Here is an 18,102-nt window from a genome sequence, read left to right as displayed (position 1 = left end):
TCAGCCGCCGGTCATATGATATACTGTTATAAGATACGACCTTACCACGGAAGTTCACCATCCGGGCCGGTAAAGCCGCCGGTAGGGCCGTCCATCTCTAGGGCGACGCGGATCGGTTCGCGTGATCCCACTTCCAGGCTGTCTGTTCCCTGAAAGTTGTTCAGGGCCGTGGCCGTGTAACCCGGGCTAGTCGCATTTACTTTGATGCCTTCTTTTTCCAGCTCTAATGCGAAAGCGAGCGTTACCGCGTTCAAAGCAGTTTTAGATGCTGCATACACGATACCGAAATTTTCGCGTGCCCAGCATTTAGGATCAGAGATCCAGGTGAGGGACCCCAGCCCGCTGGATACATTCACGATACGTGCTGCTGATGATCTCCGCAATAGTGGTAAAGCAGCTTGCGTAACAGCGATCACACCAAAAACATTGGTCTCCCAAACGGTGCGTACCTCGTCCAGCGAGACGTTCACGGCGCGGCCGGTAGCCATTAATTCATCAGGACCCTTGGGTGCGGTTCCACCGTGCGATATACCTGCATTATTTACCAACAGGTCGAGCCGGCCGTGATCACTGCTGATCTTTGCCATGGCTGCCTGGATACTATCGTTATTTGTCACGTCCAATCGTACCGCTTTAGCATTTCCGCCGATCTCGCCTGCGGCCGTTTCTCCATTCTCCAATTTTCGCGAGCCCAGGTAAACGATATAGCCATGAGCAGAAAGTGCTTTAGCGATCTCATTACCTACACCCTGATTCGCACCGGTCACCAGTGCTATGGGTTGAATTTGATCTTGATGTTCCATATGAATAATGTTTTATGGACACAAAAGTGGAACCTTACGCTTGCACACCTTTAACCAAATCAAGGATATTCATAACTTGATCATCACACGATCATTTAGCCGTACAATGCGCAAGAGCAGTTAATGACCGCTAAGAGCTGAATAAAAGAACTCATCTTCCCTTGTAAGGTTTCGTAATATCGATCAGTTCAGTTAGTTTAGGAATTACCTACTAGATCAAATAAAGGGCTTTGCAAAATTATTAATAATGATCCGTATACAGCGATCCTAGTCATCACCAGATCTTCCGCTTTTCAAGAACGCCATGATCGCTTCATATACACCCAAAGGATCCTCTTCAAACATATAATGGCCGGTATTTTCCAAATTCACCAGTTCGTAATTTTCCGCTATGGCTGGTAAAGCGTACTGATAAAAGCCGGAAGAAACATTGCTGGCTATGCCTAAGACCGGCATCTGTAGCTTTAAATAATTTTTGGCGTCCTCAATATCCTGATTGAAAGATTGGTACCAGCCGTTAGAAGCACGTATACGTTCCGGCTGATCGTAAACGGATGCATACACATTCCTTTCAAGATCAGAGATCCTAGAACTATCCACCATTACATGATCAAAAAGCCAATCGAGCAGGTACCGGTAACGCCCCTCCAGTAATTGTTCTGGCAGTCCTTTAACTTGGTTAAAACTCATCCACCAGGTGTAAGGTTGCTGATGATCTATCTTTTCGCCGAACGTTCCCGGAGAGGGCAGGAGTTTCATCTGCATCATTCCCTCGTTGGGATGAAGCCCGTCAGCTAGGATCAACCGATCAACGATATTTGGGTAGTTGTGCGCTAAGCTGGCTGCCACCATACCACCTATATCATGACCTAAAACATAAGCTTTGTCAACATTCAATGATCTCATCAGCTCGTAAACATCGGTCGCCATTGTTTTCTTGTCATAGCCAGAAGGTGGTGTTGCCGAACTGCCCATGCCTCGGATATCTACGACGATCACCCTGCAATGTTCAGACAAAGGCACCGCTACGGAACGGTAAGAATACCAGGTTTGCGGCCAGCCAGGCAGACATATCAAAATAGGGCCCTCGCCTAAACTATCTACAAAATGCAGTTGCGTACCGTTCACTTCGATCATGTGGCTTGTAAAGTTCGGCCAATGCTTAACGAGTTCTTCATCAGTATATTTCTTTTCCATTTTAAGCTTTTTTGTTGTTGATTTCTTTGAGTGTCATTTCTGCAGTATGCCATGTTAACCCGGCATACCGGTCGTTATCCAAAGTGTGGTGATGCGCGGCGAACATGCTGTGGAGATATTGCATTTGCTGCCACTGCGGATACAATTGGCTCTCTCCTTCAGGATCTTCTGCGCGTGTCTTTTTAATATAAGCTGAGAACTGTTCCAGTGTACCTTTTTCATTAAGATCGAAACGTTCACCAAAGACTTTTTGGGTGAGTGCTGCCAGTTCATCAGGATCCGTTCGAAAGCTTGCGATACGTAAGGATCTTGGCGCATCAGCATCCAATGCCGCGCATGCTGTGAAGGCGGCCGCATCTTCTACAGTGGTGAAGTCGATCTGCCAATCAGCTTTGCCGGAATAATAAGTTATGGATTTTGACCTGGTATCCAGTAGTGGGATATCATATCGTAGAACGTATGCAAATGCTCCATTGAGAATGGAGGTCGCTTGGATGTCACTGGCGTCAAGGATGTCCTTAAACTCCCTGCGCAGGTCGAAGTTCCTGTTTTCCCCCGGTTCTATTTGAGTAAAGTCGGTACAAAAGTCCGAGGGAACAAAGCGTGGAACGCCAGCCTTGATGGCGGCATTCAGCAATTGGCTTTGCGCAGTTATGATCACGTCGCGCAAACCTGCAAGTGCAGAGATAACGCAGGAAACGCCTTTGCATGCTGTGATCAATCCATCTTCCTCCTTAAAGCGGATCGCGACCACCTCCACTCCGGATCGCCGTAATTCTTCGACCTTTTTCCGATCGCTTTCTTCCCTGATAAGGGCACGTACGCGTGCGCCTTTATCAAGTAATGATCTGCATAATTTGCCACCCAGATCACCGGTAGCTCCAGCAACTAAAATAAGATCCTCCATAGTTTTAAAGTATTTGTCCTGCAAAACTATGGGGATCTCTGCCCAGCCGAACTACCATTTGGTAGAATACGCAGTTAGCGCAGATTTTTCCGGATGCGACTCAAGGCATTGGGGGTTATGCCGAGGTAAGAGGCCATTTGTTTCACGGATATCAGCTGCATGAAGCCCGGCTTTTTTAAAAATTCGAGATAGCGTTCTTCGACGGTCATGGTTTGGAACCGGATGATCTCGTCGATCATACGGATGGCCATTCCTTCCCACGTTCTGCGGCCGAATTCCTGCCAGGCGGGTAATTGCTTGTAAAGCAGTTCCATATCTTTCTTACTGATATAGTATAATTCCGCATGCTCCACCGCCTCGATATTGAATCTGGTGGGTCTTTCCGGGCTCAAACTGGAGATCTCCGTAAAAAATTCGCCAGGCTGCACGATCCAGGCGGTTAGTTCATGGTCCTCATCATAGTAAAAACGCAGACCACCGCTTCTCAAAAAATAATATGAGGTCGCTATCTGCCCGCGTTTGAGCAGCAGATCTCCCTTGTCCAATACCTTGGGTCTAAAATAACTGATGACGGTTGTAAGATCCTCTTCGGTCATGTTGACCCTTGAGATCAAGAATTTTTTTAAGTCTTGCATGAAAAGCTTAAGCACCAAGATAGGAATTAAGATCTTTTTTACATACTTAGAACAATATGGTCTTTTAATGTATTAAAGTGACCAACAGTCACTTTAATGATCGCTAAACATAAACATCTACCTAAAGCAACAAGAGAGCAACATATCGTGGATGCTGCGGACCGCGTTCTATTGAATGTTGGAGTTCATGATTTTACGATAGATAAAATGGTCACTTATTTAGACGTTGCTAAGGGTACCATTTACAAGTACTATAAAAGCAAAGATGACGTGCTTGCAGAGGTGAGTGTTAAAGCCTTGCATGTGTTGCTTAAGTACTTTACACAAGCTGAGGTAAAAGAGCAGGATCCCTTAATGGCTTTACGTAAAATGATCATGGCCTTTAATCGGTTCTATTTGGAGCATCTGGTTTATTTTGAGCTATTTATTTACATGGAAAGGCCGGATTTCAAAGCGATATCAAAAGCTATCTAAGCGTAAGTTCAGAGATCAAAAGTTATTTTACGACATACCTTGTCCGTTGCCAGGCTGATGGCCTTATCAAGAGGGAGTTGGATCCAACTTATTGTACATATATCATTTGGGGAAGCTGTATGGGGCTGATGAATTTTATCGAGGCCAAGAAGGTCTTCATTAAAGATATCGTCAAACTTAAAAGAACGGGTCTGCTGGAAACGTATTCGGAAATTATCGTAAGCGGGATGAGTACATGATTTTTTTAATCAAAAGTGACCGTTGGTCACTTTTGGTGATCAGGTTAGTGATCGATGTTCAGATCGAGCAAAGAACTTTATAAATACATAAAATAATAGGAAGGAAATAAGACACGATCTGTTCGAATTGCATATCCGAACTAAGGTAACTATTTGATCCCCTGCAACAAGCGCGCATCTTAAAATCCCCCAAATTGGGGAGAGGATCACTCGATCAGCGATGATCTAAATTGCCGTCAGGTGTTTAAGGAAATCTCCAGTTGGTGATTCCCACCTGGGCTCGAACCTATTTCTAAAATGTGCTTATTATCAGCTAGTTACAAAGAAAGTCAATCTTCAGGTGCTTAGTTAGGTGCCCACTTTATTGACTATTCAAATATAACAAAAGAGAATAAATTTGGAAAATTAATCGCTATATCGTAATATTGCAATATAGTTTATGGGACTTACAAAGACGGAAATATTCACAGAAGAGCAGAACAGATTAGCTGTTATGTTGAAAGCAATTGCGCACCCTGCACGCATCGCCATTCTTCAACATATCATTAGTGCAAATGCTTGTATCTGCGGTGACTTGGTAGATGAGTTGGGATTAGCTCAACCAACAATCTCACAGCATTTGAAGGAATTGAAAAATGCCGGGCTGATTCAAGGCACTATAGAAGGTGTAAGTGTTTGCTACTGTATTGAGCCTAAAGCATGGACGTTGCTACAAGATCAGCTTAACAACTTTTTTAACCTTTATAAAGTTCCAACATCCTGTTGTTAAAAAAATTTATACGTAATCATCGCAATATTGCAATAAACAACTTAATGTCTTAAATATGGAAACCTTAAAATGGCAATCTTTTAAAGAACAATTACAGGCTAATCCAACATTAGACCTGCAATTTCAATATGCAGAAAATACATGGGTAGAAGCCTCTTACCATATCACTGAAATCAAACAAGCTCCGATTACCTCTGTCGATTGTGGCGGTGTCATGAATGCCTGGACTGAAGTGATCGTTCAATTATGGGTTCCTGAGGAAGAACAGCAATTACGGTCAATGAAAGTGCGCAAGGCGTTGTCTATAGTAGACCTCGTAGAGAAAGCGCTTCCGCTTAACCCTAATGCCATAGTAAAGATTGAATTTGGAAACGCGCAGTTTGATACTCGTCAGATGTTGCCAAAAGAATTAAAAATAGATGGTGAAAATTTGATCGTGGATCTCCGTCCGGATGCCGTCCAATGTAAGGCGATCACTCGTGGCGGTAGTTGTGGCACCAACGAAAAAGGAGAAGAGTGCTGCACGCCTGCCGTGGAAGTGAAACCTAATATTCAGCTAAAAAATTTAGTTGCTGAAGCACCAAGTTGCGCTCCAGGTTCTGGTTGCTGCTAAATAATCAGGATGTAACGATGAACATTATTGTCTTACAACCTGAGCATTGGCTGGATGTTAGAAGAATTTATTTGGAGGGCATTGCTACCGGTCAGGCGACCTTTCAAACTGAAGCTCCTGAGTGGGAAGACTGGAATAAAAGCCATTTAGCTGACCTGCGTTTTATAGCCATAACCGGCACGGGTAAAGTAGCGGGGTGGGTTGCATTAGCGCCGGTATCGAATCGTTGCGTTTATGCCGGAGTTGCAGAAGTCAGCGTTTACGTGAGCGAAAGTTTTCGCGGGCATAAGGTAGGCCAGGCACTTTTACAACACCTGATCATAAAAAGTGAGAAGGCGAACCTGTGGACGCTGCAAGCCGGTATATTTCCTGAGAATGAGGCGAGCGTTAAGCTTCATGAGAAACTGGGATTTCGTATTATCGGCTACCGTGAAAAGGTCGCAAAGCAGTATGGCGTGTGGCGGGACGTATATCTCCTTGAAAAAAGGAGTAATTCAGTTGGAATTGATTAAAGAGCGCAAGAAAAGACAATTCAATTTGTAAAATGAAAAATATATTAGTCCTATGTACGGGAAACAGTTGCCGTAGCCAGATTGCTGAAGGCTACCTGCGTCACTTCGCAGGCGACCGAGCGACGATCTACAGCGCGGGTATTGAAACACATGGCGTGAACCCTAAAGCCATTGGTGTGATGGCAGAAGACCATATCGATATTAGCAAACACACCTCTAACCATGTGGATGAATATGCAAGCATCCCGTTCGATATCGTAATCACCGTTTGCGATAATGCCAATGAAGCCTGCCCGTTCTTTCCCGGTAAGGTAGAGCGATATCATGAAAACTTCCCTGACCCGGCCAAAGCCACGGGCACGCCGGAAGCAGTCTTGGACGAGTTTCGCAGGGTGCGCGACCTGATCAAGGTCTATGCAAAGAACTTCGCCCAACAACATTTTGAATTAAACACCAACAATTAACAGAACATATGAGCGCAAATGACTGTGCCCCGGCGGCTGAAAGAAAGAGATTAGGTTTTATCGATCGTTACCTGACGTTATGGATCTTCCTGGCGATGGCTATCGGCGTGGCCCTGGGTTATTTTATTCCTTCGACTGCGACCTTTATTAACTCTTTTTCAAGCGGTACGACAAATATCCCGTTAGCTATCGGCTTGATATTAATGATGTACCCGCCGCTGGCCAAAGTGAAATATGAGAACATGGGCGAAGTGTTTCGTAATACCAGGGTATTGAGCGCCTCGCTGGTGCTGAACTGGATCATCGGGCCTATACTAATGTTCATCCTGGCAATTACCTTGCTGCGTGACCACCCGGATTATATGGTCGGATTGATTCTGATCGGCCTTGCCCGCTGTATCGCGATGGTGGTGGTTTGGAATGAACTCGCTGAAGGCAACCGCGAATATGCAGCCGGACTGATCGCCCTGAACAGCATCTTCCAGGTATTGCTCTACAGTGTTTATGCTTACGTGTTCATCACGTTTTTGCCACCATTGTTCGGCCTGAAAGGATTGGCAGTGAATATTACCATTGGGGAGATCGCCAAATCAGTGGGTATCTATTTAGGCATCCCATTCGCTGCTGGTGTCATCAGCCGCTATGCGCTCATTAAACTGAAGGGCGAAATATGGTTCAATACCAAATATGTGCCTTTCATTTCGCCCATTACGCTGATCTCGTTGCTATTTACGATCATTGTGATGTTCAGCTTAAAAGGCAACCTGATCGTACAGATACCTTTTGATGTGGTACGCGTCGCCATCCCGCTGGTGATCTATTTTACCATCATGTTTATTGCCAGCTTCTTTATCGGTAAGTCATTTGGTGCGGACTATTCACGCAGCACCTCAATCGCCTTTACCGCTACCGGTAATAACTTTGAACTGGCCATTGCGGTCGCTATCGGGGTATTCGGAATCAACTCCGGTGAAGCCTTTGCCGGGGTGATCGGCCCGCTGGTGGAAGTGCCTGCGCTGATCGCACTGGTCAATCTCGCTTTCTGGTTCCGCAAAAAATATTACGCTAATAAAACTATTATACCTACTACCTGAATATGAAAATCGCCTTATTCTCTGATATCCACGCCAACATGCCTGCATTGGAAGCTTTCTTTGCCGATGTGGAAACCCGTAAACCTGATGCGATCTACTGCCTGGGTGACCTGGTAGGTTATAACATCTGGCCCAATGAAGTGATCGACGAGATCCGCAAACGCGGGATTCCCTGCATTACCGGCAACTATGACTTTGGTATTGGCCGTCACAGCGATGATTGCGGCTGCGCTTATAAAACCGATGAAGAAAAAGCGATGGGTAAAATATCCATCAGCTATACGAACGAGATCGTAAAAGATGAGCAGCGGGCGTATTTGCGCACCTTACCGGCACACATTCGTTTAGAGTATCAACTCAACAACGATAAGTTAAACGTGCTGTTGGTACATGGCAGCTCGCGGAAGGTGAACGAATACCTGTTTGAGGATCGCGACGAAAAAAGTATGCTACGCATTATGGAGCAGGCGGATGCCGATGTATTGTGCTTCGGCCATACCCACCAGCCATATCACCGCGTACTTTCTGCTAATGAGCAGTTCTATCATGCGATCAATATCGGCTCAGTGGGTAAACCTAAAGATAAAGACCCAAGAGGCGGCTATGTGTTGTTACACATTGCAGAAAACAGCACAAAAACAGATAAAGACAGTATTAAAGCCGAGTTTATCCGTTTTGATTATGACATTGAAAAGGCAGCTAAAGCCGTTGAAGACAGTCCGCTGCCTAATGAATACGCAGACATGTTAAGGAACGGCTAATGAGAATAGCACTTTTTTCCGATGTACACGCCAACCTGCCTGCCTTTGAGGCGTTGCTGGCCAGCGTTGACGAACGAAAACCTGACGCGGTGTATTGCCTGGGCGACCTGATCGGCTATAATATTTGGCCGAATGAGGTAATTGCCGAGGTTCGAAAACGCGGTATCGCCACGCTGAAAGGCAACCATGATGAAAAGACCAAAGGCTATGCTTACGAACTGGTGACGGCCGACAACCGGGCTTATCTCAATACCTTACCTGCGCACATCCGCTTGGAATATGCCGATTTTCAGATCCTGCTGGTACACGGCAGCCCGCGCAAGATCGACGAATACGTATTGGAAGACATGCCCGAAGATGAAGTCATCCAAATGATGGATGCTGTTAAAGCCGATATCCTTTGCGTGGCTCACTCACATTTGCCTTATCACCGCAACATCAGCGATAAGCAGGTGATCAACACCGGGTCTGTCGGTAAGCCCAAAGATGGCGACCCACGTGGCGGTTATGTAATACTAACCATCGGCGGTAACATCAAAGCAGAGTTTATCCGCTTTGATTATGATATCAAAAAAGCGGCGAATGCAATTATTGACAGTCCGTTGTCGGATGAACTGGCCGAGCGGTTAAGAAAAGCTTTTTAAAAGTGAAGCCCCGTATACAAGTACGGGGCTTCCTCATTATTGCATTACAGTTTATTTGCAGCAATCTGCTTTGGTACAGGTTGTCTTGGCACATTTTTGTCCTTTAGGACAGCTGGTGCAAGTAGCCTGTTTTGCTTTTCCTCCTTTAACAGGTGCATTACCATTAGCCATTACTGAGGTTGCCGCAAAAGCAATTGCCAGCACACTAAACATTACTTTTTTCATCGTTGTATTTTTTTCTTTTAAATAATTCGTTACACTCAAGGTCAGGTTGTGTCGGATTATTTAACAAGCTTTAGGCGGCTTCCAGCTTAATGGATGGTAAACAGATAAATCACCAATGATAAAGGGTGCAACTGGTTTCGGCAGGTAAAATGCAAACGTGCGCTGAAGTTTAACGGCTGGTACGGGAATAAATCCGCACGAACTACAGGAAAACATCTGAGCACAACCTGGCTGACCACAATCACCACTTTGCTTTTGATGTTCCGAGTGGCAGCTCATTGTATCAGCCGACTTTTTACAACAGGAATGCCGATCAGTTTTCGAACCCGCCTGAACCAGCCCGCTCGACGCAGAAAGGAAAAACAGACACATGATCAGAAAAACCGATAAGACTTTCATTGAATTAAGTAACGTAATATTTGTTGAAATATTTTAGCTGTTAAAGTTTCATCCGTTGTATTCGCACGGCATTCAAGATAGCGAGTAATGCAACTCCCACATCTGCAATCACTGCCTCCCAAAGGTTCGCTACCCCGCCTGCACCTAAAACCAATACGATCACTTTCACGACCATAGCAATGGTGATATTTTGCCAAACCACACGGCTGGTGATCTCACCTGCCTGGATAGCTGTCGTAATTTTAGAAGGCTGATCGTTCTGAATAACAATATCTGCCGTTTCAATGGTGGCATCACTACCCAAGCCGCCCATTGCGATACCAGCATCTGCCAAAGCAACCACCGGCGCATCATTCACGCCATCACCTACGAAAGCGATGCGGCTGCCAGCATCCTTAAAGCCCTGTACCTTTTCAACTTTACCGTCCGGCAGTAGATCACCAAAGGCTTTATCTATACCCAAGGACTTCGCTACTTTATCCACGACGGCTTGCTTGTCCCCGGATAACATGACGGTTTGCAGCTTAAGATCGTGCATCCGCACAATAGCATCTTTCGCGTCTTCTTTAATTTCGTCTGCAATCGTGATGTATCCTGCAAATCGGTTATCGACAGCCAGGACGACAACGGTATCAACCAAACCATCCACTTCACCAGGATAGGCAATATTGAATTTCTTTAAAAGCTTCGCGTTGCCAGCCAGCACCACTTTACCGTTTATCGTGCCTTTCAAGCCATGGCCGGAGATCTCTTCGACATTTTCTGCCTTGATAGCTTTCGCCTTATTGCCAGCATAAGCTACCACCGCTTTGGCGATAGGATGAGTCGAATTGACTTCGATAGCCGCTGCCATCCCCACCAATTCATCATTGCTGAGTCCGTCGGCTTTCACTTCCTGCACCTTAAACACGCCTTTGGTAAGGGTTCCCGTTTTATCCATGATGACCGTATTGATCTTCGTCATCACGTCCAAGAAGTTGGAACCTTTAAACAATATTCCATTGCGTGAAGCTAACCCGATACCCCCAAAGTAGCCCAGCGGTATAGATACTACCAGCGCGCACGGACAGCTGATCACCAGAAACACCAAGGCCCTATAGAACCATTGATGAAAGTTATAGGTGTCCGTAAAGAAATAAGGTGCAAAACATACCAGTAAGGCCAAGGCAAAGACGATAGGCGTATAAATCTTGGCAAAGCGGCTGATAAACAATTGCGTCTGCGATTTGCGTGCGGTGGCATCCTGCACCATTTCCAGTATCTGGCTCAGTTTGCTGTCTTTAAATAAGGCTTTGACCTGAACCTCGCTCACTTTATCCAGGTTGATCATACCTGCCAATACGTTTTCGCCCTTGCGCTTCGTGTCCGACTTACTTTCACCCGTCAGCGCTGCGGTATTGAAGCTGGCCGAATCCGAAGAAAGCTCGCCATCCAATGCTACCTTTTCACCTGCCTTCACCTGGATGATCTCATCCACTTGGACGCTTTTCGGGTCAACCTCCGATGGCTTGCCGTCACGCATCACCGTCACCTTATCCGGCCGGATATCCAACAATGCCTTGATGCTTTTTTTCGCGCGGTTCACCGCTGCATCCTGAAACCACTCACCGATTGAGTAAAAGACCATTACGGCTACGCCCTCGTTGTAAGACCCAATGCTGAAAGCACCAACGGTAGCCACGCTCATCAGGAAAAATTCGTTAAAGAAATCGAAGTGCTTCGCCTTACGCCAGGCCATGCCCAGTACGTTATAGCCAGACAGTCCAAAGGCAATTAAAAAAACGATCAGATTCACCGGAAACGGCGGTTGCCACTTGAATCCATATTCCAGCGTCAGCATCACGAAAAGGATCAAAAGAGCGGTGAGCAGCGGCCAGTGGCCGCGCCAACCCTCTTCTTCCTCTTTAGCATCTTGAGGGTCTGAAATTCCTGCTTTAGGTAGCTCATCTTTGATCAGGGGACGATCTGTCTTAATATCTTGGTCAAATTTATGATTAGGTATTTGTTCCATAATTAATAATTAAACAGCCATTTATAGCTTGATTTTCAAACCTCCATTGATCACAAAGCCATCTAACGGAGCATAGATGTCTCTGAATGTTGGATTGGTAATGCTGCCGGTATAGATCGTATCAAATTTGGTTTGGCGCGTATCAGTGATGTTTTCAAAATTGATGAACAGTGAAAAATGTTCCCATATTTTTTCTGCCATAAACCCTGCTGTCCAGTAGCTTTTGCCCATAAGGCCGTCATTTAAGCGTTGCGGACTGAAATAATATGCTTCAGCGCCAATTTTCCAATTATCTTCTAACTCATACATGAGTACATTGTTGAGCCGGTGACGTGAAACGAGCGGATAATCGGTAATTGTTTGATTCGTGTGTTGGGTTACATCAGCCAGTGTGTAGCCGATGAAGAGTTTAAGATCACCATAGGTAAGTTTCACATTTGTCTCCATGCCTTTTGTGTTGAGATCGCCGGGGGGCTGCTGATATTGCAGATTGCCGTTGGAAAGGGCGGTCAGCAAGATAGGATCGTTAATACGTGTGTAGAAAAAAAGTTGATTAACGCTAAATCCAACTTCATCACCAAACAGGGAAGTCCGGTAGTTAATATCATAATTAGCACCGTATGAGCGCTCCGCTTTTGTTGACGATATAGCTAATGGCAATACGTTCCGAAATTGTATCCGCTCGGCATCCTCGGTGAATACTGTAGGCGCTTTATATCCTAAACCACCACCTAAACGGGTCGAGAAGTGTTCATTAATTTTCCACAACCCAGATATTCTTGGCAGAAAGAAAAAACCGTAATCATTGTGATAATCACCTCTTATACCGCTTTCTAATGTTACTTTAGGTGTTACGTTTAGTGTGTTTTGGACAAAACCACCTATGGTGTTATAGCTGTAATTACGTAGAGGTATACTGCTTTGCCTTTCTTCATGAAAATGATCAGTCAGTATATTCAAACCTGCGACCCAATCCGACTTTTCACCCTTTCTCGAATAATTTGCCTCGGTAAAAGTTGACACCTGTATTCCTGAAAATCGGTAGTCTGGCAAAGTGATGGTACGATCAAAATAACTTACACTGTTCTTAAATGTCAGCTTTTCCTTTTCATTCAATTTGTGGTCCAGTTGTAACTGGCTGCTATACCGGCCGGTCTTATTACGTTCAAAATAAGAATGGTTGGCGCTTCCCCGGCCTTTAATATACTCGAAGTCCCCACCGATCCGGTTTTCAGTTGTAGCGTTAATACCAACATTAAGTGATGTCCGGTCATTGAAATATAGCCATAACTTTGGATTGAAAGTATAGCGGTCAAATCTAGGTATAGCAGTCAAACCAAAACTTGAAGGATCATATGGTGAGCCGTGGTTATACGCCGCATAAATGGTAGCGCCCACTTTGTTAAATTTCTGGGCATAGAACATGCTTGCGTCTAAACCGGCAGCTGATGTACCATTAAGTAAAAAGTTAAGTTGCCGTTCATTTGTTGGTGTTTTGGAAACCAAGTTTACCAGACCGGCTATAGCTCCGCCACCATATAATGTTGAAGAAGAACCTTTGATAACCTCTACCTGTTTAAGATCAAGAGGCGCTACTTGTAACAGCCCTAAGCCACCTGAAAACCCTGCATACAGTGGGAATCCGTCACGGATGATCTGTGTGTATTTGCCATCCAGTCCCTGTATGCGGATAGCCGCATTGCCACTGGTGGCCGAAGTTTGCTGCGTTTGAATACCCGTGCTTTCGGCAAGCAGCATACGGATATCGCCTGGTTTCATATTGCCTTTTTCTTCCAGTTCCTCGCCTGATATCACTTCCACCCGTGTAGGGGTATTGGCAATGGTGCGGCTGCTTCGCGTGGCCGACACGGTTACTTCGGTGAGCTTTTCTCCTTCGCCCTCACCTGAAGGGGTCAACTGCATGACTAAGGGTTCGGAACTTGTCAGTGGAAAGATCAAGGTATCTAGCCTGGTTTCATAGCCCACGTAACGGAACTGGAAAACCTGCATGCCATTGGGTATATCTGTAATCAATACTTTTCCTGCTGTATCAGTTGTTGCACCTTTGGTCGTACCCTGCAAAAGTACTGTAACACCTATTAAAGGTTCGTTGGTTTTACCGTCTTTGATCACGGCTTTGAAGGTGTTTTGGGAATAAGCTAATGCAGTATATAGTAGTGCTGCAATGAGCACAAGAAGTCGTTTCATTAAGATATATTTAAGTTAATTTCAATAAGAATTAGCCACACGTAGGGCTATACAAGCGAATTAACTCAATTGTGGGGGTTGCCAAATGGCAAGGGAAACAGTCTTTGGGTCAGGCTGACAGTAGGGCGCGTAATTTTGCTGAGGCTGTTCGGCAATGAATTCTAACTGATGGATAACCGGTTTTGATATAATAAAGCCGACACATGAACCGCAAGAAAAGAAAGGTGAACAACCCTCACACTCTCTTTCTTTACGCGTTTGGTGATCGTTTACTGACTTGGTTACTTTGCTTTTTGTTTCACATTCCCGATCTGCACAACAAGGCCTGCCCGACAAGATCAGGACAAAAAAAGCAAGGATCAAGCAGACTACTTTCACAAGGCAAAGGTAGGTAATATCTTCAAATCCTGATGATCGCGGTATAAATGGAAAGCACAAAATAAGAAAAGCCCCTTAGCACTCGCTGCAAGGGGCTTTCAACCTAAACCTTATCACAATTAGCCGTAAGTTCGGCTAAGAATGCGGCAAGCTAACAAAAAATCCGATCTTAGCGTAAAAACCTTTACCTATGGCTGCAACAACCTACTCAGTCTTTTATCATTCTCCAGACGGCTTTTTTGTATGCCGTACGGACTTTGATAATCTTGAAGAAGCAGAAAACTTCCTGCAAACTAAGATCTTCATTTTCGACGGTGCTGAATTTCACTTCATGTTAAAAGATGGAAGATTCTTGGTCAAAGGTGAGCCCAGGGAGCGAACAGAAAAATTTTATGCGGAGTCAATGCGGTATGCCGTGGAGATTCCTGCATCGGAGATCAACAAATCATCATAAATATTCCGCCCCCTGTTTTCACCATAATCATCAACAATCAGGAAAACAGGGGGCGTCCTCAAACGGGCGGGCGATAGCCCGCCGTCCGGCAATTTTTAAAAACAAGAGGGATTGCTCCCAATGTCATTAAGTTAAGGGATTTCGAAGGCAACCACAGTTAAAAAACCGGGAGAATTCCAGTTCTTTAAGCATTTGAAAACTAAAACTGTGGTATGAATGCAAACTTAGAAGTCATTTCAGATTTAAAGACCTTTATTACGTTGTCGGCTACAGAGCGAGATTTAAAAGAACTCTTTACCGTATCGAAAAACGACTTTTCACGAAACCGCAAACTCGGTTTTGAACGTTTGGTATTAATGCTGATCAATTTTTTCCGAAAAAGTTACAGCATTGAGATTGCCGACTTTTATCGGTTGATAAATAGTGAGGAAACCAAAGTGACCAAATCAGCTTTTTGCCAGCAACGAATGAAGATCAAAGACCTGTTTTTTGGTTGCTTAAACGAGATACTGGTAGAAAGTTTTTATAGGCATTACGCCGCACAGGTTAAGCGCTGGAATGGCTTCAGGCTAATCGCGATAGACGGCTCTATAGCCTGTTTAATCAATACAGATGATGTAACCGCACATTTTGGCACACAGGGAAACCATATTAAAGAAATGGCTATGGGGCAGGTGTTATCTGCTTTTGACATTCTTAACGGTATCACGATCCGGGCGGACATGTTTCCGATTAAGGTGGCTGAACAAAAACTGGCTCAACATTGGGTATCGTTTTATTCATCTGACATGTTGTTGATTTATGATCGTGGTTATCCTGGCTTCGCCAATTTCTTTCTTCATCAGAACAGGGAGGAACCACAGCCATTTTTGATGCGGTGCCCTTTAGGGTTCTGTAAAGAAGTAAAAGCATTTGTTGATAGCGTGGAAAATGATACCCTCGCCTTATTCAAGGCCAATAAATATTCCTCGGAAGAACTGTATAAACATGGATTTATCGTCCCTGTAGGATCAGCTATTAATGTGCGATTGATTAAAGTTATACTGGATGATGGCACCATAGAGGTTTTAGCCACAAACTTGTTAAACAAAACAGATTACCCTTACGATGTATTTAAGGAATTATATTTTGCACGCTGGGGAATAGAAACTAAATACGACACGATTAAAAACCAGTTGCAACTGGAAGCTTTTAGCGGGCAAAAGGTTGCTACCATTATGCAGGATTTCTATATTACATTCTTTCTGTCTAACCTACAGGAAATCATAGCCAAGCCATGCGAAAGTCTCCTAATTAGAATCAATGAGAATAGAAAGCATAATTATAAAATCAATCGTAATATCGCTTTTGGAATAATGAAAAACAGGATTGTAGATGTGTTTATGATCTACAATCCTGAAAAAATACTAAAAAGATTAGAAGCATTATTTATGCAGCATATTGAACCTGTTAGACCCAACCGAAAATATGCTCATCAACGAATAACGGTTAAAGCAAGAAGCAAATATCAGGCATTAACTAATTACAAAAGAGCAATTTAAAGTTGATTTGATGAGACTTTAGCGATACTCCAGTCATACCTTCGCTCGTTTTAAGCCGTCTATTTTCTTATTGTTAGATTTTTTGGTGAAAAATTTTATAATAAATTAGTTGATTATGAGCAAAATCACATTATTCTGTTGGCATGCGGAGGGAATAGTAATCAACAAGGCGATGCGCGGAAGGTGGATCTAAATTGCTTAGCACAACGATCACGCGATCAAGCATTGGAAAAACACGCAATTCACCATTCATGCCATCTGCGCCACCCTCATGGCCGAAGCTGGTTAATTGTTTGTTACCATATAGTTCAAAACCCAGCCCATATCCGTAGCCTGATGGAGCGTCGTGATAGTAAGGCTTCGTTGCCAAGCGCAGCATCGGTTTCGGTATAAGCTTCCCGGTTTTGAGCGCGTTAACAAATCTTAACATGTCATCTATTGTAGAATAACCGCCACCCGCAGCCATACCCCTATAAGGTAAAGTTTCATCATTCTTTACCCAAGCCCCTTTCACTCGCATATATCCAGTTGAGCGCATGGGAACGTGAACGTTTTCAGGTAACTCACCTGTGCTGTTCATTTGGGCAGGCTTAAAGATATATTTGTCTACATAATTATAATAAGACATATGGCTTACCCTGCTGATGATTTCTCCAAGCAGAACAAAGCCGTAATTGGAATAGGAAAATCCTTTGGTCTGATCACTGCCTCTTGATCCATATAATTTGACGTAATCAGCATTATCTTTGAGATTGGCCCGATTAGCATCAAACTCGGGACCGAAGATATCACCCGTGCCACCGGTATGGTTTAGCAATCTGCGGACAGTTACCCCGGCAATATCTTTATTTGGATAATCTTTAACATAATCTCCAACCGTGCCATCCATTGATACCTTTCCCTTTTCAACCAACTGCAGTATGGCAATTGCGGTAAACATCTTATTCATAGACCCGTTGCGAAACTTTGTTTGGCTTGTATTCAATATATGCTTATCCTTATCCATTTCTCCCCAGGCACGCTTTAATAATATTTTTTTACCTGAAGTAACCAATATTGCTCCAGAAAACTTACCGGCCATTGTAAGCGTATCCGCGCGTTTTATCAACGCTTTGATTGCTTCACTTTGTGACAACCTATAGATAGCCAAATCCGAAGGGCGGCTTATATCTTCAATCATCATTTTAACATTGGTTGTATTACCGCCCGTATCTACCGTTATACTTTCCCGATGCAAAGCGTCCGACTCTTTTTCCTGAATTAATACAGTAAGATTTAAGGGGGAGTTTTTTTCTACCCGCACTACCTGATAGCCTCCTGTTCGTTCCCAGGTATCGAGCATGCTTTGTACCGACCATTTTTTATGATAAGTGGTTTTATACGCTTCTATTTGCTGTGCACTACCCGAATTAATAGCGGTTAACCATTCATAAAACACTTTTTCAGCAGGAGTTTTCTTGTCTATCGGCTGGCCAAAAGCCGAGATGAATTGCACTGATAGTAAGATCACTATCGAATAAAATAAATAAATGTTTTTTTTAAAAGTCATATTTTGAATATCGAATAAAATATGTTGAAAGTAATGAAATAAATGAGCACTATAAAAAGCTGATAAGTTGAACAAAAAATATTACCAATGCTATATTGTTCTTTATCATCACTTAAATTTATTATGTGGGTCGTTTATTCTGCTTATTTATTGCGATTTCTTTGTCATACTTGGCTATCTCAATACGCTCGTAGCCTTCTAAAAATCAAAACAAGAGGGAGCACT

19 protein-coding genes are annotated in these 18,102 nt (G+C 44.0%); 10 read left to right on the top strand and 9 right to left on the bottom strand.

The window, feature by feature from the left end; genetic code table 11:
- Positions 1 to 41: 41 nt before the first annotated feature.
- The 4 genes from LLH06_RS10630 to LLH06_RS10615 all read right to left on the bottom strand — a co-directional run bounded on the left by LLH06_RS10630 (position 42) and on the right by LLH06_RS10615 (position 3,542).
- A complete protein-coding gene (locus LLH06_RS10630) occupies positions 42 to 803 on the bottom strand; it encodes an SDR family NAD(P)-dependent oxidoreductase (RefSeq protein WP_228169270.1) in 762 nt (253 codons plus the stop codon).
- A 267-nt stretch (positions 804 to 1,070) separates the two neighbouring features.
- The gene (locus tag LLH06_RS10625) at positions 1,071 to 2,000 is read right to left on the bottom strand and encodes an alpha/beta fold hydrolase (RefSeq protein WP_228169269.1); all 930 of its coding nucleotides are present in this window, start codon (positions 1,998 to 2,000) and stop codon (positions 1,071 to 1,073) included.
- Position 2,001: 1 nt separating this feature from the next.
- Entirely contained in the window at positions 2,002 to 2,907 is a 906-nt protein-coding gene (locus LLH06_RS10620) for an NmrA family NAD(P)-binding protein (protein WP_228169268.1), read from the bottom strand.
- 74 nt (positions 2,908 to 2,981) lie between these two features.
- Complete coding sequence (locus tag LLH06_RS10615) at positions 2,982 to 3,542, bottom strand: Crp/Fnr family transcriptional regulator (RefSeq protein WP_228169267.1); 561 nt, start codon at positions 3,540 to 3,542, stop codon at positions 2,982 to 2,984.
- Positions 3,543 to 3,638: 96 nt separating this feature from the next.
- Between LLH06_RS10615 and LLH06_RS10610 the strand changes: the two genes are divergently transcribed.
- The 8 genes from LLH06_RS10610 to LLH06_RS10575 all read left to right on the top strand — a co-directional run bounded on the left by LLH06_RS10610 (position 3,639) and on the right by LLH06_RS10575 (position 9,112).
- Positions 3,639 to 4,016 carry a TetR/AcrR family transcriptional regulator gene (locus tag LLH06_RS10610; RefSeq protein WP_228169266.1) on the top strand — a complete coding sequence of 126 codons (378 nt, stop codon included), beginning with the start codon at positions 3,639 to 3,641 and terminating at the stop codon, positions 4,014 to 4,016.
- A gap of 678 nt (positions 4,017 to 4,694) precedes the next feature.
- Positions 4,695 to 5,024: an ArsR/SmtB family transcription factor gene (locus LLH06_RS10605; protein ID WP_228169265.1), complete on the top strand. Its 330-nt coding sequence runs from the start codon at positions 4,695 to 4,697 to the stop codon at positions 5,022 to 5,024.
- A gap of 55 nt (positions 5,025 to 5,079) precedes the next feature.
- Positions 5,080 to 5,637 (top strand): DUF6428 family protein, encoded by a 558-nt coding sequence (locus tag LLH06_RS10600; protein WP_228169264.1) that lies wholly within the window; start codon positions 5,080 to 5,082, stop codon positions 5,635 to 5,637.
- A 17-nt stretch (positions 5,638 to 5,654) separates the two neighbouring features.
- Positions 5,655 to 6,149 carry a GNAT family N-acetyltransferase gene (locus LLH06_RS10595; protein ID WP_228169263.1) on the top strand — a complete coding sequence of 165 codons (495 nt, stop codon included), beginning with the start codon at positions 5,655 to 5,657 and terminating at the stop codon, positions 6,147 to 6,149.
- Positions 6,150 to 6,181: 32 nt separating this feature from the next.
- A complete protein-coding gene (locus LLH06_RS10590) occupies positions 6,182 to 6,613 on the top strand; it encodes an arsenate reductase ArsC (RefSeq protein WP_228169262.1) in 432 nt (143 codons plus the stop codon).
- Positions 6,614 to 6,621: 8 nt separating this feature from the next.
- Positions 6,622 to 7,707, top strand: coding sequence for an ACR3 family arsenite efflux transporter (arsB, locus tag LLH06_RS10585; RefSeq protein WP_228169261.1), 1,086 nt, complete (start codon positions 6,622 to 6,624; stop codon positions 7,705 to 7,707).
- Positions 7,708 to 7,709: 2 nt separating this feature from the next.
- On the top strand, positions 7,710 to 8,468 hold the full coding sequence (locus tag LLH06_RS10580; protein WP_228169260.1) for a metallophosphoesterase family protein: 759 nt from the start codon (positions 7,710 to 7,712) through the stop codon (positions 8,466 to 8,468).
- Complete coding sequence (locus LLH06_RS10575; protein ID WP_228169259.1) at positions 8,468 to 9,112, top strand: metallophosphoesterase family protein; 645 nt, start codon at positions 8,468 to 8,470, stop codon at positions 9,110 to 9,112. Before LLH06_RS10580 ends, LLH06_RS10575 begins: the two co-directional genes overlap by 1 nt.
- 51 nt (positions 9,113 to 9,163) lie before the next feature.
- Here the strand turns inward: LLH06_RS10575 and LLH06_RS10570 are convergent, their stop codons facing one another.
- From LLH06_RS10570 to LLH06_RS20790, 4 genes are all read right to left on the bottom strand, one after another.
- Complete coding sequence (locus LLH06_RS10570) at positions 9,164 to 9,376, bottom strand: hypothetical protein (RefSeq protein ID WP_228169258.1); 213 nt, start codon at positions 9,374 to 9,376, stop codon at positions 9,164 to 9,166.
- 400 nt (positions 9,377 to 9,776) lie between these two features.
- A complete protein-coding gene (locus LLH06_RS10565; protein ID WP_228169257.1) occupies positions 9,777 to 11,747 on the bottom strand; it encodes a heavy metal translocating P-type ATPase in 1,971 nt (656 codons plus the stop codon).
- A 21-nt stretch (positions 11,748 to 11,768) separates the two neighbouring features.
- Positions 11,769 to 13,955 (bottom strand): TonB-dependent receptor, encoded by a 2,187-nt coding sequence (locus LLH06_RS10560; RefSeq protein WP_228169256.1) that lies wholly within the window; start codon positions 13,953 to 13,955, stop codon positions 11,769 to 11,771.
- A gap of 60 nt (positions 13,956 to 14,015) precedes the next feature.
- Complete coding sequence (locus LLH06_RS20790; protein ID WP_394800276.1) at positions 14,016 to 14,333, bottom strand: DUF6660 family protein; 318 nt, start codon at positions 14,331 to 14,333, stop codon at positions 14,016 to 14,018.
- Between the two features lie 190 nt (positions 14,334 to 14,523).
- Here LLH06_RS20790 and LLH06_RS10555 point away from each other — a divergent pair, with 190 nt between their 5' ends.
- Positions 14,524 to 14,787 carry a hypothetical protein gene (locus tag LLH06_RS10555; RefSeq protein WP_228169255.1) on the top strand — a complete coding sequence of 88 codons (264 nt, stop codon included), beginning with the start codon at positions 14,524 to 14,526 and terminating at the stop codon, positions 14,785 to 14,787.
- Positions 14,788 to 14,999: 212 nt separating this feature from the next.
- Positions 15,000 to 16,328 (top strand): IS4 family transposase, encoded by a 1,329-nt coding sequence (locus tag LLH06_RS10550; RefSeq protein ID WP_228169254.1) that lies wholly within the window; start codon positions 15,000 to 15,002, stop codon positions 16,326 to 16,328.
- A 130-nt stretch (positions 16,329 to 16,458) separates the two neighbouring features.
- On the opposite strand, the gene LLH06_RS10545 is transcribed toward LLH06_RS10550, so the two are convergent.
- Positions 16,459 to 17,952, bottom strand: a complete 1,494-nt coding sequence (locus LLH06_RS10545; RefSeq protein WP_228169253.1) for a serine hydrolase domain-containing protein — start codon at positions 17,950 to 17,952, stop codon at positions 16,459 to 16,461.
- Positions 17,953 to 18,102 lie beyond the last annotated feature (150 nt).

This window comes from Mucilaginibacter daejeonensis (assembly GCF_020783335.1).
Taxonomy (GTDB): domain Bacteria; phylum Bacteroidota; class Bacteroidia; order Sphingobacteriales; family Sphingobacteriaceae; genus Mucilaginibacter; species Mucilaginibacter daejeonensis.
Note: the sequence above shows the minus strand (reverse complement) of the source record. Positions and strands in the feature narration are given on the sequence as shown.

Coding starts and splice junctions, on each gene's coding strand:
- LLH06_RS10630 (WP_228169270.1), bottom strand. CDS start 803: ATGGAACATCAAGATCAAATTCAACCCATAGCACTGGTGACCGGTGCG.
- LLH06_RS10625 (WP_228169269.1), bottom strand. CDS start 2,000: ATGGAAAAGAAATATACTGATGAAGAACTCGTTAAGCATTGGCCGAAC.
- LLH06_RS10620 (WP_228169268.1), bottom strand. CDS start 2,907: ATGGAGGATCTTATTTTAGTTGCTGGAGCTACCGGTGATCTGGGTGGC.
- LLH06_RS10615 (WP_228169267.1), bottom strand. CDS start 3,542: ATGCAAGACTTAAAAAAATTCTTGATCTCAAGGGTCAACATGACCGAA.
- LLH06_RS10610 (WP_228169266.1), top strand. CDS start 3,639: ATGATCGCTAAACATAAACATCTACCTAAAGCAACAAGAGAGCAACAT.
- LLH06_RS10605 (WP_228169265.1), top strand. CDS start 4,695: ATGGGACTTACAAAGACGGAAATATTCACAGAAGAGCAGAACAGATTA.
- LLH06_RS10600 (WP_228169264.1), top strand. CDS start 5,080: ATGGAAACCTTAAAATGGCAATCTTTTAAAGAACAATTACAGGCTAAT.
- LLH06_RS10595 (WP_228169263.1), top strand. CDS start 5,655: ATGAACATTATTGTCTTACAACCTGAGCATTGGCTGGATGTTAGAAGA.
- LLH06_RS10590 (WP_228169262.1), top strand. CDS start 6,182: ATGAAAAATATATTAGTCCTATGTACGGGAAACAGTTGCCGTAGCCAG.
- arsB (WP_228169261.1), top strand. CDS start 6,622: ATGAGCGCAAATGACTGTGCCCCGGCGGCTGAAAGAAAGAGATTAGGT.
- LLH06_RS10580 (WP_228169260.1), top strand. CDS start 7,710: ATGAAAATCGCCTTATTCTCTGATATCCACGCCAACATGCCTGCATTG.
- LLH06_RS10575 (WP_228169259.1), top strand. CDS start 8,468: ATGAGAATAGCACTTTTTTCCGATGTACACGCCAACCTGCCTGCCTTT.
- LLH06_RS10565 (WP_228169257.1), bottom strand. CDS start 11,747: ATGGAACAAATACCTAATCATAAATTTGACCAAGATATTAAGACAGAT.
- LLH06_RS10560 (WP_228169256.1), bottom strand. CDS start 13,955: ATGAAACGACTTCTTGTGCTCATTGCAGCACTACTATATACTGCATTA.
- LLH06_RS10555 (WP_228169255.1), top strand. CDS start 14,524: ATGGCTGCAACAACCTACTCAGTCTTTTATCATTCTCCAGACGGCTTT.
- LLH06_RS10550 (WP_228169254.1), top strand. CDS start 15,000: ATGAATGCAAACTTAGAAGTCATTTCAGATTTAAAGACCTTTATTACG.